The organism is Streptomyces sp. NPDC029044 (assembly GCF_040637495.1).
Taxonomy (GTDB): Bacteria; Actinomycetota; Actinomycetes; order Streptomycetales; family Streptomycetaceae; genus Streptomyces.
On the sequence record NZ_JBEZWN010000003.1, the window covers coordinates 1 to 13,560 of the forward strand.

Below are 13,560 nucleotides of genomic sequence, written 5' to 3' on the forward strand. Positions count from 1 at the left end.
GTGCCGGGGGGTGTCCGCCCGCAGCGGTTGGCGCGTCAACGCCAGTCAGTCGGTATGACGCCCCATCGCGCCGTTCCGAGGACGGACACCCCCCGGCGCGGCCCCGACCCACCACCCGGCGCAGGCGAAGCACCTCAGCCGTAAAATCAGGGGCACTGTGTCTGACTCCGCAAACACCCCCGAAGCCCCGAACCCGCACCCGCACACCCCCGGTGTCTCCGTCCGGCGTACCCGGGCCAAGGGAGAGCCGCGCTTTCCCGACGGGCCCAAGGCCGACCCCGCCGGGTCGCACTTCGAGCGGCGGATCCGCAGTTTCCAGCCGCGGCGAAGCCGTGTCACCGCAGGTCAGGCGGACGCGCTACAGCGGCTGTGGCCCAAGTGGGGTCTCGACATCGACGGCAGCCGCACCCTCGACCTGCCCGAGCTGTTCGGCAACGACAACCCCGTCGTCCTGGAGATCGGCTTCGGCATGGGCGAGGCCACCGCCCAGATGGCCGCCGCCGACCCCGACACCAACATCCTCGCCGTCGACGTCCACACCCCCGGCCAGGGCAATCTGCTCAACCTCGCCGACAGCAACGGCCTGTCCAACATCCGGGTCGGCAACGGTGACGCGATCATCCTCCTGCGCGAGATGCTCGCCCCGGACTCCCTCAGTGGCCTGCGCGTCTACTTCCCCGACCCCTGGCCGAAGAAGCGGCACCACAAGCGCAGGATCATCCAGCCCGACTTCCTCACCCTGGCAGCCACCCGGCTCGGGCCGGGCGCGCTCGTCCACTGCGCCACCGACTGGGAGCCGTACGCCGAGCAGATGCTCGACGTCCTCACCGCTCACCCCGACTTCGAGAACACGCAGGCGGACGGCGGTTTCGCGCCGCGTCCCGACTTCCGTCCGCTGACCCGTTTCGAGGGCCAGGGACTGGACAAGGGACATGTCGTGAACGACCTCCTCTTCCGCCGCGTACAGCACGTGGACCAGCCCCCCGCCGGCGCCTGACCACCCCTGGCACCTCTTCCGCCTGCGGACAGCGCCCAACCGTCGTTAGGGTCGATGCCGTGGCCACCAGCCCCCCACACCCGTCGTATCCCAGCGGTCCCGCCGAGGGCACACCCCTCACCGGCCCGGGCACGGCCGGCTCCCTGCGGCACGCCCACTGGTGGCAGCGCGCCTGGGTGCGCTACGGCGCGCTGAGCACGCTCCTCGCGATATCCGGCCTGGTCATCCTCGCCCTGGTCCGCGAGGAGACCGGCACGGAGGGATTCCTGGTCGGGCTGGGGCTGGCCGTCCTGCCGGTGCCCCTGCTGATCGCCGCGTTCCGCTGGCTGGACCGCGTGGAGCCCGGCCCCTGGCGGAACCTGCTGTTCTGCTTCGCCTGGGGCGCCTGCGCGGCGGCGCTGATAGCGATCGTCGCCAACAGCTTCGCGACGAGATGGATAGCGACGGCGACGGCGGACCCGTCCAGCGCGGACACCCTGGGCGCGACGGTGATAGCCCCGGTGGTCGAGGAGTCGGCCAAGGCGGCGGCCGTCCTCCTGGTCTTCCTCTTCCGGCGCCGTGACTTCACCGGCATCGTCGACGGGGTCGTCATAGCCGGCGTGACGGCGACCGGCTTCGCCTTCACGGAGAACATCCTCTACCTGGGCACGGCCTTCGGCACCGACCAGCTCACCGGCGGTTCCGGCATCGCCTCGGTCACGGCGGCGACCTTCTTCGTGCGCATCGTCATGTCGCCGTTCGCGCACCCGCTGTTCACGGTCCTGTCGGGCATCGGTTTCGGCATCGCCGCGCTCTCGGCGGACCGCCGGCCGCTGCGCCGCGTCGTCTTCCCGCTCGGCGGCCTGCTGCTCGCGATGGGCATGCACGCGATGTGGAACGGCTCCTCGGCCTTCGGCGAGTACGGGTTCTTCGCCGTGTACGCGGCGTTCATGGTGCCCATCTTCGGGTTGCTGACGTGGCTGGTGATCTGGACCCGGCAGCGGGAGCTGAAGACCGTACGGGCGGAGCTGCCCGCCTACGCCGTGGCCGGCTGGCTGACCCCCGCCGAGCCGTACGCGCTGGGCTCGATGCGGGCCCGGCGGATCGCCCGCCAGTACGCCCGCCGTCACGTGGGGAAGGCGGCGGCGCGGGAGGTGGCGCGGTACGAGGCGTACGCGACGTCCCTGGCGTTCCTGCGACACCGCGCCCGGCGGGGGCGTGCCGGGCCCGACTTCGCCGTACGGGAGGGGGAACTGCTCGGCGAGCTGTGGCGGCGCCGGGAGGTGGCCCGACCCGCGCTGGACCACGCGGCGCGGATCACCGCCCCTCCGGTCCCGGTGACGGCCCCGCCCTGGCCGGTGTACGGGGTGTACGGGTACGGCCCGCAGCCGACGCCGTACCCCGCGTACAACCCGTACCGCTCCTAGACCTCTCGTCCGGACCAGACCGAGCCAGACCTTCTCAGCCCGATGCAGTCAGACCCGATGCAGTCAGACCCGATGCAGTCAGACCCGATTCAGGCCGAGGCCTGGGTGAGCCGTCCGACCTCGGTCTCCGAGAGAGTCAGCTCGCCGACGCCGGTCAGCGCGGGCAGCTGCTCCACCGTCCGCGCGGAGGCGATCGGCGCCGCCACGGTCGGCTGGGCGGCGAGCCAGGCCAAGGCCACCGTGGCCACGGGCACGCCGTGCGCCGCGGCGATCTCGTCGAGGGCGTCGAGCACCCGCCGCCCCCGCTCGGTCTCCAGATGCTTGGCGGCACCTCCCGCCCTGGCGCTCTCGACCGTCGCTCCGGGCCGGTACTTGCCCGTGAGGAAGCCGGACGCGAGCGCGAAGTACGGCACCGCGGCCAGGCCGGTCCGCTCGGCGAGGTCCTGGAGTTCGCCCTCGTAGGTGCCGCGGGAGACCAGGTTGTAGTGGGGCTGGAGCGCCACGTACCGGGCGAGCCCCTCGCGTTCGGAGAACTCCAGGGACGCCCGCAGCCGCTCGGCGGAGATGTTGGAGGCGGCGATGTGCCGCACCTTCCCGGCCTTCACAAGGGTGTCCAGCGCGCCGATGATCTCCTCGACGGGCACGTCGGGCTGGTCGAAGTGTGTGTAATACAGGTCGATGTAGTCGGTACCGAGGCGCCGCAGGGAGGCATCCGCGGCAGCCTTGATGGTGGCGGCGGACAGACCGCGGAACTCGGGGTGCTGGCTGACCTTGGTGGCGACGACGACGTCCGCCCGGTTGCCGCGGGACTTCAGCCAATGGCCGAGCACGGTCTCGGACTCACCGCCCCGGTTGCCCTCGACCCAGGCCGAGTAGGAGTCGGCGGTGTCGACGAAGTTGCCGCCGGCGGCGGTGTAGGCGTCGAGGACGGCGAACGACTGGTCCTCGTCGGCGGTCCAGCCGAAGACGTTGCCGCCGAGGGCGAGTGGGAACACCTCGAGGTCGGAAGGGCCGAGCTTACGCAGATGAGTCATGCTCCACGTCAACGCCGTTACCGGAGCGGCCCATTCCCCTACTCCGCCGTACACGCCGGAAAATCCGGCAGCCCTGACGTCGGGGGGTCGTCGTCAGGGCCGCCGGTGCTTCAACGGGTGGGTACGGCTTACGGGTTCAGTCCCTTGCCCCGCAGCCACGCCATCGGGTCGATGCCGCTCGCGGAGCCGCCGGAGTGGACCTCCAGGTGAAGGTGGGCACCGGTGACGTTGCCGGTGGCGCCCACACGGCCGATGACGTCGCCCGTGCTGACCTTCTGGCCGACGCTGACGCCGATGGAGGACTGGTGCGCGTACCAGATCTCGGTGCCGTCATCGAGGGTGAGGACGGTCTTGTAGCCGTACGAGCCGTTCCAGCCGGCCTCGGTGATGGTGCCGCTGTGGACGGCCTTGATCGGCGTGCCCGTGGGGGCGGCGAAGTCCAGGCCCGTGTGGTAGCCGGAGGACCAGTAGGCGCCGGCCTGGCCGAAGCTGGAGGTGATGGTGTACGAGGAGGTCGGCAGCGTGAACTGCTTGGCCAGGGCGGCGAGACGCTCGGCCTCGGCCTTCTTCCTGGCCTCCTCCTCCGCCTTCTCCTTGGCCGCGGCGGCCTTGGCCTTGGCTTCCCTCTCCGCCTTGGCGACCGCTTCCGCGGCTGCCTTCTCGGCGGCGGCCGCGGCGTCCTGGGCGGCCTTGGTCTCGATCTGGTCCTGCTGGTGCTCGACCTGGGCCATGATCCGGGCGCGCAGCGCCTCGCCCGCGCCGGCGCCGGAGGTGCTCTTGCCCTGCTCGGTGGCGGTCGTGGCGGTGCCGAGGCTGCTGAGCGGGGTGGCGGAACCTTCGGGGGTGTCGTCGTCCGAGATGAGGGAACCCACCGAGGGCAGGTCCGGGACGGAGATGGACACCGGGGGCTTGCCGGTCTGGGCGCTGGCCATGCCGCCGGCACCCACGGCGGCTATGACGCCGACACCCAGGACGGTGGAGCTGCGGGCGAGACCTCCGCCGCGCTGCTTGGTGACGCGATGCCGGCCACGGACGGGACGGATGGACTCCTCGGTGGGGTTCCACTCCTGGAACGGGCCCTCGTCGGTGCGCTGACCGCCGTAGCCGAAGGTGTCGGTCTCGCGCTTCGGCGCGAACGGGGCCGCGGGGGCAGGCCGGTTGGACGCCACGTGGGCGTACTCCTTTCCTTCCTTCTCGCCTACCGGGTTAGCTGACGGGTTCGGAGCAGGAAGGTCTCCTACGCGCGTATACCGGCCGTGCTTCCACGGTGGTATCCGCCCGATTCACCCCAAGTGGTGGTTCCCCGGTTCCCTTTCGGGATTCGGCGCGTGCGCACGGAGCCGCCTTCTGTGACGGCTGGGACGACCGCGCTGCGTTATCGAACGTTAATGGAGGCGCGAGGGGTATTCCAGCGATTCCGCTTGATCATTAACCTTTTTCACGCGGACTTACCTGCCATGACCGGAGTAAATCGGGCGAGTTGACCGCTTCGCAAGTGACTGACGAGTTTTGACGGTGCATCAGTTAACGCGCGCAGCGGGGTGGTTCGGTCACCGACCGTAATGAGGTGCGGGGAAATGCACCGAGGGCCGGAATCCTTTTGGATTCCGGCCCTCGGCCTTCAGTAGCGGGGACAGGATTTGAACCTGCGACCTCTGGGTTATGAGCCCAGCGAGCTACCGAGCTGCTCCACCCCGCGTCGTTGTGACACCAGTGTACGCCATCCGCGGGACCACTCGTGCACACCGCTCGGAGCGGCCCGTTCTCAGCCCGGCAGGTGGCGGTTCGGGGCCTTGGCCCGCTCCTCGTGCTCCGGGAGGACGACGACCTCCACTCCGCCGGCGGCCAGGAGGCCGCTGCCGTCCGCGGCCGTCACGAAGGTGTCGGGCTCGCGCCAGGCCGTGACGACCCGCCGTACGCCCGCGTCGAGGATCAGCCGGGCACAGGGGGCGGGGCGGGAGGCGCGGCGGGCGCAGGGCTCCAGGCTGCTGTACACCGTCGCGCCGGGCAGGCGCGGGTCGGCCGGGTCGAGCTTCGCCAGGGCCGCCTCCTCGGCGTGCACGACCGGGTCACCGGCCTCGCGGGAGTGACCGCGGGCCAGTTCCGTGCCGTCGGCGGCGACCACGACCGCGCCCACGCTGAACGCCGTGTCCGACGGCGGGCAGCGCTCGGCCAGGTCGCAGGCGAGGGCCAGCCAGTGGTGGTCGGCGGCGACGGGCAGGGCACCGGTGCCCGGGGCGGTCGGCTCGTAGCGCATCAGGACCACGTCCTCGATCCGCCGCGACTCCAGCAGCCGGAGCCGGCCGCCCTGGTAGCCGCCGGGACCGAAGAGGCGGGGTGCCCCGGGGTCGCCCACGAAGAGCGGGGCGAGGACGAGCTGGAGTTCGTCGGCGAGACCCTGGGTGAGGAGCTGGGTGTGGATCAGGCCGCCGCCCTCGACCATGAGCCGCCGCACGCCCCGGACGTCGTGCAGGTGCGTGAGCAGCCGCCGCCAGTCGAGGTCGGCGCCGAGCGGGACGACGTCGGCGGCCAGGCCCGACGCGCGGGCGCGTTCGGCGCCCCGGTCGGTCGTGTAGAGGAGCTTCTCGCCGCCGGTGTGCCAGAAGCGGGCGTCCGGGTCGAGGTCGCCGGAGCCGCTGACGGTGACCTTCAGGGGGTACTCCGGTTTCCCGGCGGCCCGGCGGGCGGCCCGGCGTTCGCCGGAGTTCACCAGGAGCCGCGGGTTGTCGGCGCGGATGGTGCCGGCGCCGATCAGGATGGCGTCGACACCGGCCCGGACCTCGTCGACCCGGTCGAAGTCGGCCGGGCTCGACAGGAGCAGGCGGTCGGGTCCGGTGTCGTCCAGGTAGCCGTCGAGGGAGACGGCGGCGGACAGCAGGACGTACGGGTGAGGCATCGACGCTCCGCGGCTGGTCGGGACGGCGGGACTGGACGGGGTCACCAAGGCGGACAGGGCCGCCAAGACGGGACAGGGTCACCAAGACGGGCTTGGTTCAAGTTTGAAACAAACCTACACTGGTGGCATGACGACTCGCTGGCTCACCCCCGAGGAGCAACGTGCCTGGCGCGCGTACGTCGCCGCCTCCCTGCTCCTGGAGGACGCGATCGACCGGCAGCTCCAGCAGGACGCCGGCATGCCGCACCTGTACTACTCCATCCTGTCCGTCCTGTCCGAGTCCCCGGAACGGAGGCTGCGCATGACCGATCTCGCCGAGCGGCTGAAGATCACGCGCAGCAGGCTGACGTACGCGGTGACGCGGCTGGAGAAGGACGGCCTGCTGCGGCGCGAGGCCTGCCGGTACGACAAGCGGGGCAGCATCGCCGCACTGACGGACGAGGGCTTCGCGGTGCTGGAGCGGGCGGCGCCCGGGCATGTCGACACCGTGCGGAGCTTCCTGTTCGACCGGCTCAGCGAGGAGCAGGTGGGGCAGCTGGAGGAGATCTCCGCGGCGATCGCGCAGGGCCTCCAGGAGGACGGCTCGCGCCCGGCGGCGGACGAGGTGCCGTGGCGGCGGAGGTCATCACCGGCCTGTTCGTGACGAGCGTCACAGGGGGCCGGATACCGATTGCTTGAAGTTTGAAGCACGAGTAGGGTTCCGGAAGTGGATCTGCTTCAAATCTGAAGCAGTACGGCTGTGCAGCCGAACAGGAAACGGAACCCGGAGGCCCCGCATGCCCGACACCCCCGCCGTCATCGCCACCCCGCGCTCCCGCGTCCGGGTCCCGCTGCGCTTCCACGACGGCTACGAGGCCGACGCCGAGCTCGTCACCTTCCACGGGCTGGCCGACGGCCAGGAGCACGTGGCCGTGGTCCTCGGCGAGCCCGGCCCGGTCCCGCTGGTGCGGCTGCACTCCGAGTGCCTGACCGGGGACGTGTTCGGCTCCGCCCGCTGCGACTGCGGACCCCAGCTGCGCGAGGCGGTCGAGGCCATCGCCGAGCGCGGTGGCGTGCTGCTGTACCTCCGCCAGGAGGGCCGTGGGATCGGCCTCTACAACAAGCTCGACGCGTACGCCCTCCAGGACGAGGGGCTCGACACGTACGAGGCGAACGCGGCACTGGGGCTGCCGGAGGACGCCCGCGACTACACGGCCGCGGCCCAGATGCTCCGCGCCCTGGGCATCGGCGAACTGGACCTGCTCTCCAACAACCCCGACAAGGCGGGCCAGTTGCGGGCCCTGGGCGTCGACGTCCGCGACCGGATCCCCACGGGCGTCTTCACGACCGCGCACAACGTCCGCTACCTGCGCGCGAAGGTCCTCCAGACCCAGCACACGCTGCCGCTGGCCGCGCTGACGGAGCTCAGCGCCGGCTGAGCCGCCCCCGGTCCGGCCGGGCGCCGAACCGGGCTGCTTGCCATGCGGTTCATCGGGTACAGCCTTTGGAAGAGGGCGACCTCATCCGTACCCGGAGCTTTATGGAAGTGACCGTTTCGTGACCGATCTCGGCGGCCCCGGCGACCACCGGGTGAGGAGACCGGGCGATGACCCGGAATCCGTCGCCTCGCAGATCACCGATGCCGTGGAGAGCCTGACGGCGCTGTGGTCGGCCGCCGCCCAAGAGGCGTCCCTGCGCCTGTCGCTGCACCAGTTGCGGGCGCTGCGCACCGTCCAGGCGGCGCCGGGGCTGAATCTGACGGCCCTGGCGGACGGCCTGGACATCGGCCTCCCCACGGCCAGCCGCCTCTGCGACCGCCTCGGAGCGGCCGGCCTGCTGGAACGCATCCCGCACCCCGACACCCGCCGCGAGGTGCAACTGTGGCTCACGCCACACGGACAGCACGTCCTGTGCGACGTCGCCGCCCGCCGCGCCCAGGCCCTGACGGCAGCGCTGTCGGCCATGCAACCGGCCGAACGGGCCGCGCTGAGCAGGGGATTGCGGGGCTTCCTGACGGCCCGGAACGCGCTGCCGCCCGATGCCGGCAGGCCGGAGAACCCCTGAGCGACAGAACGGGCCGCGCCGGCCATCCCCGGTCGGGACGGACGGGCCGCACGGGCCGGCCCGAGTGAGGTGCCGACCGAGACTTCAGGCTCCCGAGCCGTGACGGCTCACGCCGCCGGCGGTCAGGACCGCCACGCACGTGTCGTCCCGCGTCGGCCGGGCCGCGCTCCCCGCGTCGCGGAGCACCACCGCGGCCGCCACCGCCGGGTCACAGCCGGGCAGTACGCCGTCGTCGGGCGGCGTCCAGCGGCTCGGCAGGCCGTCGCTGTGGAGGACCAGCAGGCTGTCCGCACCCCAGGGCACCCGCTGCACCGGCACGGACGCCGGCGCCTGCGCGCCCACGATGCCCGGGTGGGACAGCAGCGGCTTCCACGCGCCGTCGGTCCGCAGCCGGGCGCCGATGTTGCCGATCCCGGCGAAGCTCAACTGCGCTTCCCGTATGTCGAGTTGCGCCACGGCGACGGCGGCGCCCCGGGAGGGGCGCAGGGTTCGGCCCAGACTCCGCAGGATCTCGACGGGTGGCAGCTCCGCCAGGCCGCGCAGCTCCTTCACCGCCGCGGTGGAGGCCTCGGCCGCCTTCGCCCCGTGCCCGAGCCCGTCGGCGAGCAGCAGGGTCAGCCGGTCCCCGCCGCGCACCCGGCCCCAGGCGTCCCCGGACTGCTCGGCCCGGCCGAGGGGGACGTTGACACCCCCGGTCCGCGGGCCCAGCGGGGGCGGCCCCTGGTTGCGAACGGCCGGCTCGTGGCCGATCCGCGCCATCACGACGGTGCCCCGGCCCGGTGCGCTGTGCAGATCGAAGTCGTTCGCTATGCGCCGGCACGTCCCGAGCCCGGCTCCCAGCGAAGCCGCGACGGTCGTGCTGTAGCCGTCGCGCATCGCCGCCGCGACGTCGGGGATGCCGGGTCCGTGGTCGAGCGCGACGAGTTGCACGGCCGCCCGCTGCCGGCCGTCGTCGTACGCCCGCTCGACGAGGTTGATCAGCACGCGCCCGCCCTCCGCGTGCCGCAGCAGGTTGGTCGCCAGCTCCGTCGCCACGAGCGCGGCGGTCGCGGTGCGGTTCGGGGGCAGGCCGGCACGGGCGCTGGCCTCCTCGGCCGCCACGCGCACGTCCCGCACCCGCGTCGAGTCGTCCTCCACCGGCACGTCCCAGACCCTGCTCATCACGGCACCGTCCGGGAGGGCGGTACGACGGTGGCCCAGGCGGTGACGGTGACGGTGGTCCCCTCACCGGGCCGGCTGTCCACCTCGAACTCCTGCACCAGCCGCTTGGCGCCGCTCAGGCCCAGCCCCAGCCCGCCGCCGCTGGTGTAGCCGTCGGTCAGCGCCTGGTCCAGGTCCCGGATGCCGGGCCCGGTGTCGACGAAGTCCAGCCGCAGCCCGTGCGACTGCCCGGCGTCCAGCGGGGTGAGCCGCACGTGGCCGCCCCCGCCGTGCACGAGGGTGTTGCGGGCCAGCTCGCTCGCCGCGGTGACGAGCTTGGTCTGCTGCACCAGCCCGAAGCCGAGCTCGGCAGCGGCCTGCCGGACCTGCTGCCGCACCCACGCCAGATCGGCGTCCGAGCCGATCGGCAGGTCGGCCGGACCGGCATGGCGGGAAGCCTGCATCATGGACTCCCCTCGCCCCGGCGCGTGGTGACGCCGAGCAGTTCCATCGCACGTTCGACATCCAGGGCCGTCCGCAGGCCGGGCAGGGTGAGCCCCAGCTCGACCAGCGTGATCGCCACCGCCGGGCGCATCCCGGCCAGTACCGTACGGGCCGCCAGCAGCTTGGCCCCGGCGGCGATCTCCGCGAGGACCCGGCCCAGGAACGAGTCGACGATCTCCACACCGGAGATGTCGATCACGACGCCGCTCACCCGGGAGTGCGAGATCCGGGCCGTGATGTCCTCCTGGAGCTGCTCGGCCATACCGTCGTGCAGCTCCCCCTGGAGGGTGACCAGCAGGACATCGCCCAGCTGGAGGACCGGCACGGTGAAGCCGTGCCCGCCCGCGGGCCCGTGTCCCGCGAACCCGGTCACCGCGTGCCCGCGTCCGCCGCCGCGCCGGCCGCCCGCAGCGGTGCGATCTCGACCCCCTGCTGGCTGAGCGCGTAGGCGAGCGCGTCCGCCAGGCTCGATCGGGTGAGCACCGTGCCCAGGTCGATGCCCAGGTGGACGATGGTCTGCGCGATCGCGGGCCGGATGCCGGAGACGATGCACTCGGCGCCCATCAGCCGGGCGGCCGCCACGGTCTTCATCAGGTGCTGGGCGACCAGCGAGTCGACCGTGGGCACGCCGGTGATGTCGAGGATGGCGTACCGGGCGCGCTCGGCGACGATCGCGTCCAGCAGGCTCTCCATGACCACCTGGCTGCGCGCGCTGTCCAGCGTGCCGATCAGCGGCACGGCGACGGTGCTCTCCCACAGCTTGATCACCGGGGTCGCCACCTCGTGCAGCTGCTCGCGCTGCCGGGCGATCAGCTCCTCGCCGGCGCTGACCGTCGTCTCCATCACGACCAGGCGCAGCGTGCCCATGAGCACCGTCAGCGCCAGCACGGCCTCCTGGGCCTCCGGGGCGTACGGCTCCGGGTACTCGGCACGCAGCAGCTCGGTCACGGGGGCCCGCAGCGCGGCCACCTCGCCGGCGACGCCGTCCGGGTCGATGCCCGTCCGGGCGCGGGAGGCCGCCATACGTCCCAACTGGTCGCGCACGGCCTCGAATCCGGGCGCCCGGATGTCGTCGAGCCGCCCCGTGGCCGCCACGGCCGCCAGCGCCGCGGTCACGGCCCTGCCCGCCTCCACGGCCTCGTCGCGTGAGACGGTGAAGACCGTGCGGAACAGCGCCGCGTCCGCCCAGCGTTGGGCGATCTGCTCCCGGCGCCGTTCCAGAAAGGCGCTCACCTGGTGCGCGGCCGGCTCCTGCTCCGCGTTCTCTTCCGACACCGACACTTGCATCGCTCCCTTGCACGGGCCGGACCGAGGTCGCGCCACGGCGCCTCAGCCGTTACTTGCCGTATGACAAACATTAGTGCCGACGTTCGGCACCACCAAACAACTGCCCACAGTCACCCCCGACCTGCGCCTTCCCCGTCCCTTACCGGCCACGCCAGTCCAGACACACCACGAGCGCGTCGTCGTCCGGGGTGGATCTGCCGCGGTGCCCCGTCAGTTCGCGCAGGATCGCCCGGGGCACCTCGGCGGCCGGCAGCAGCCTGGTCGACTGGATCGCCCGGGCCAGGGCGGCGTCCCCGTAGGCCTCGCCGCCCGGGGAGGCGACGTCGTAGACCCCGTCACTGACGAAGACCAGCCGGTCGCCCGGCTCGACCCCGAACTCCTGGATGACGTAGTCGGTCTCCTCGAACATGCCGAGCGGCAGCTGGGCGTCGAACGGCACCCGCTCGACCGCCCCCCGGCGCAGCCGCAGCATCTGCGGCGACCCGGCGTCCACCGCGCGGACCCGGCCGGTGGCCAGGTCGAAGTCGAGCATGAGCACGGAGAGGTAGCAGCGGCCCCGGTAGTGGGCGTACACCGCCTGGTCGGCCAGGGCCGCCTGGTCGTCGATGGACAGCCCGGCCCGGCGTGCGTTGCGCAGGGCGTTGATCGCCAGGTTCGTCAGCAGGGAGGCCTCGATGCCCTCGCCCATGCCGTTGGTGACGTAGAGGCTGAGCCGGTCGGCAGAGGCGGACCAGTCGAAGTTGTCGCCGAAGATCGCGTACGCCGGCTCCAGCTGTGCGCCCAACTCGTACTCGGGGCGGGTGCAGGAGCGGCCGGGCAGCAGCTGCCACTGCATCTCGGCGGCCAGCGTGAGCCGGTCCCGGCGGCGGGCCTGGAGGTACAGGTCGGTGTCGCGCTCGGCCACGCAGACCTCGTGCCCGAGCACCTCGGCGATCTCGGCCAGCTCGTCCAGGCAGCTCTCGGCGTGCTCCGCGCCCGGCAGGGTGACGGTCAGCACACCGAGGCGGTCGCCGCGCACGGTGACGGGCAGGTGCGCGCGTGCGAGGTCACCCGAGGGGATCTCCACATAGGGCTCCTGGGCACCGAAGGCCCGGCCCGCCGGGCTGTTGTGCACGGACACCGGCTGGAGGGTGTGCGGCAGCACGGACACCGGCTGGAGCACCGTCAGTCCGTAGTCGGCCAGGAAAAGCTCGACGGAGTCCGCCGCGTACTGATCGGTCAGTACACGACGGACCGCGTCCAGCAGTTGATGGGGCGCCGCCGTGCGCAGGGCGCGCTCGGCGGCCACGAATCTGTTCGTGATCGTGGTCACGGTGGTCTGTTCACCATCCTCGATGGGACGCCGACGCGTCCGGGGAAACGGTCCTTGTCTACGGGCGGGAGGCAGGTCCCGGGCGGTTCACGCCACGCCTAGTACGCTGACGGCCATCCCGGTGCCTGCGAGAGTGTGACTGTGACTTCCCTCCGACCCCGCCCCGAGCCCGCTGAGGTCGCCCGTGTGACCTCCACGGCCGCGGAGTTGCTGGAGGTCCTCTGGGGCCGGGCCTCGACCGCGCCGGCCTCCGCGTCCCAGCTGCGGGTGCTGCTCATGCTCGAACACCACGAGGGCATCAATCTGCGGACGCTCGCCGACTCCCTCGCCTCCACACCGCCCTCGACCAGCCGGCTGTGCGACCGGCTTCAGGCGGCCGGGTTCGTCGAGCGGGAGGTGAGCCCGGCCGACCGGCGCGAGGTCCGCCTGCACCTCAGCGGCCGGGGCCGCGCCTTCCTGGCCGACCTGCGCACGCGCCGGGAGGACGCGCTGCGCGCGGTGCTCGACCAGATGCCCGCGGCGAAGCGGGTCGCGCTGTTGCAGGGCCTTGAGGCGTTCTGCGACGCGGCGGCGGCCCAGATACACGACGACTCCGAAGACTCCCGCTCGTCCGGTACCCGGACTGCCTGAATTTCTCGCCGTCGCGCGGAGTCGGCCCTTCCGGTCCCTTCCCCGCACACGTTCGGCACGCCTAGGCTGTTGCCCTCCACCTATAGTTGTCAAACGACAACTGTCCGCTCCGCGGGCCCCATGGCCCTCTCTCGCGCACTCCACCGCCCACCCTCCCTGCCCGTGCCGCCGCGATACCGGTCCGGGTACCCCGCCACCGCCTCGACCTGCGCCGACTGTGGTCAACGTCTCGCCGGGGCATATGCGGGGCATGACCGGGGCGAGGGCGGGTAACGGCGCTGGAGGTGGCCTGTCGGGGGAATCGGAGCGGG

14 protein-coding genes, 1 tRNA gene and 1 riboswitch are annotated in these 13,560 nt (G+C 72.3%); of the genes, 6 read left to right on the forward strand and 9 right to left on the reverse strand.

From position 1 onward, the window contains the following. Positions 1-157 precede the first annotated feature (157 nt). Entirely contained in the window at positions 158-997 is an 840-nt protein-coding gene (gene trmB / locus AB0E85_RS03375) for a tRNA (guanosine(46)-N7)-methyltransferase TrmB (RefSeq protein WP_361921952.1), read from the forward strand. 59 nt (positions 998-1,056) lie between these two features. Then, positions 1,057-2,403: a PrsW family glutamic-type intramembrane protease gene (locus tag AB0E85_RS03380; protein ID WP_361921954.1), complete on the forward strand. Its 1,347-nt coding sequence runs from the start codon at positions 1,057-1,059 to the stop codon at positions 2,401-2,403. Positions 2,404-2,492: 89 nt separating this feature from the next. On the opposite strand, the gene AB0E85_RS03385 is transcribed toward AB0E85_RS03380, so the two are convergent. The 4 genes from AB0E85_RS03385 to AB0E85_RS03400 form a co-directional block, all read right to left on the reverse strand. Then, positions 2,493-3,437 carry an aldo/keto reductase gene (locus tag AB0E85_RS03385; protein WP_361921955.1) on the reverse strand — a complete coding sequence of 315 codons (945 nt, stop codon included), beginning with the start codon at positions 3,435-3,437 and terminating at the stop codon, positions 2,493-2,495. Positions 3,438-3,565: 128 nt separating this feature from the next. Continuing rightward, positions 3,566-4,606 (reverse strand): M23 family metallopeptidase, encoded by a 1,041-nt coding sequence (locus AB0E85_RS03390; protein ID WP_361921957.1) that lies wholly within the window; start codon positions 4,604-4,606, stop codon positions 3,566-3,568. Between the two features lie 11 nt (positions 4,607-4,617). After that, positions 4,618-4,774, reverse strand: a riboswitch (cyclic di-AMP (ydaO/yuaA leader). Positions 4,775-5,062: 288 nt separating this feature from the next. Further along, positions 5,063-5,136: transfer RNA gene (locus AB0E85_RS03395), tRNA-Met, on the reverse strand. A gap of 66 nt (positions 5,137-5,202) precedes the next feature. After that, positions 5,203-6,333 (reverse strand): dihydrofolate reductase family protein, encoded by a 1,131-nt coding sequence (locus tag AB0E85_RS03400; RefSeq protein ID WP_361921959.1) that lies wholly within the window; start codon positions 6,331-6,333, stop codon positions 5,203-5,205. Between the two features lie 127 nt (positions 6,334-6,460). On the opposite strand from AB0E85_RS03400, the gene AB0E85_RS03405 reads away from it, so the two are divergent. From AB0E85_RS03405 to AB0E85_RS03415, 3 genes are all read left to right on the forward strand, one after another. Next, positions 6,461-6,976 (forward strand): MarR family transcriptional regulator, encoded by a 516-nt coding sequence (locus AB0E85_RS03405; RefSeq protein WP_361921961.1) that lies wholly within the window; start codon positions 6,461-6,463, stop codon positions 6,974-6,976. Positions 6,977-7,109: 133 nt separating this feature from the next. After that, on the forward strand, positions 7,110-7,751 hold the full coding sequence (gene ribA, locus AB0E85_RS03410; protein WP_033314291.1) for a GTP cyclohydrolase II: 642 nt from the start codon (positions 7,110-7,112) through the stop codon (positions 7,749-7,751). Between the two features lie 118 nt (positions 7,752-7,869). Further along, positions 7,870-8,376: a MarR family transcriptional regulator gene (locus AB0E85_RS03415; RefSeq protein ID WP_361921963.1), complete on the forward strand. Its 507-nt coding sequence runs from the start codon at positions 7,870-7,872 to the stop codon at positions 8,374-8,376. A gap of 84 nt (positions 8,377-8,460) precedes the next feature. Here the strand turns inward: AB0E85_RS03415 and AB0E85_RS03420 are convergent, their stop codons facing one another. The 5 genes from AB0E85_RS03420 to AB0E85_RS03440 form a co-directional block, all read right to left on the reverse strand. After that, positions 8,461-9,537, reverse strand: coding sequence for an ATP-binding SpoIIE family protein phosphatase (locus AB0E85_RS03420; RefSeq protein WP_361921965.1), 1,077 nt, complete (start codon positions 9,535-9,537; stop codon positions 8,461-8,463). After that, positions 9,537-9,980, reverse strand: a complete 444-nt coding sequence (locus tag AB0E85_RS03425) for an anti-sigma regulatory factor (RefSeq protein WP_361922379.1) — start codon at positions 9,978-9,980, stop codon at positions 9,537-9,539. The genes AB0E85_RS03420 and AB0E85_RS03425 overlap by 1 nt, the downstream gene beginning before the upstream one ends. After that, positions 9,980-10,393, reverse strand: a complete 414-nt coding sequence (locus AB0E85_RS03430; protein WP_361921967.1) for an STAS domain-containing protein — start codon at positions 10,391-10,393, stop codon at positions 9,980-9,982. The genes AB0E85_RS03425 and AB0E85_RS03430 overlap by 1 nt, the downstream gene beginning before the upstream one ends. Continuing rightward, entirely contained in the window at positions 10,390-11,307 is a 918-nt protein-coding gene (locus AB0E85_RS03435) for an STAS domain-containing protein (protein WP_361921968.1), read from the reverse strand. Before AB0E85_RS03435 ends, AB0E85_RS03430 begins: the two co-directional genes overlap by 4 nt. A gap of 139 nt (positions 11,308-11,446) precedes the next feature. After that, positions 11,447-12,619 carry a PP2C family protein-serine/threonine phosphatase gene (locus AB0E85_RS03440; RefSeq protein WP_361921970.1) on the reverse strand — a complete coding sequence of 391 codons (1,173 nt, stop codon included), beginning with the start codon at positions 12,617-12,619 and terminating at the stop codon, positions 11,447-11,449. Positions 12,620-12,754: 135 nt separating this feature from the next. On the opposite strand from AB0E85_RS03440, the gene AB0E85_RS03445 reads away from it, so the two are divergent. Then, complete coding sequence (locus AB0E85_RS03445; RefSeq protein ID WP_167345945.1) at positions 12,755-13,249, forward strand: MarR family transcriptional regulator; 495 nt, start codon at positions 12,755-12,757, stop codon at positions 13,247-13,249. Positions 13,250-13,560 lie beyond the last annotated feature (311 nt).

Excerpts from the sequence above, each read along its gene's own strand:
- AB0E85_RS03400 (WP_361921959.1), bottom strand. The coding sequence starts at position 6,333 with ATGCCTCACCCGTACGTCCTGCTGTCCGCCGCCGTCTCCCTCGACGGC.
- AB0E85_RS03425 (WP_361922379.1), bottom strand. The coding sequence starts at position 9,980 with ATGCAGGCTTCCCGCCATGCCGGTCCGGCCGACCTGCCGATCGGCTCG.
- AB0E85_RS03385 (WP_361921955.1), bottom strand. The coding sequence starts at position 3,437 with ATGACTCATCTGCGTAAGCTCGGCCCTTCCGACCTCGAGGTGTTCCCA.
- ribA (WP_033314291.1), top strand. The coding sequence starts at position 7,110 with ATGCCCGACACCCCCGCCGTCATCGCCACCCCGCGCTCCCGCGTCCGG.
- AB0E85_RS03435 (WP_361921968.1), bottom strand. The coding sequence starts at position 11,307 with ATGCAAGTGTCGGTGTCGGAAGAGAACGCGGAGCAGGAGCCGGCCGCG.
- AB0E85_RS03405 (WP_361921961.1), top strand. The coding sequence starts at position 6,461 with ATGACGACTCGCTGGCTCACCCCCGAGGAGCAACGTGCCTGGCGCGCG.
- AB0E85_RS03420 (WP_361921965.1), bottom strand. The coding sequence starts at position 9,537 with ATGAGCAGGGTCTGGGACGTGCCGGTGGAGGACGACTCGACGCGGGTG.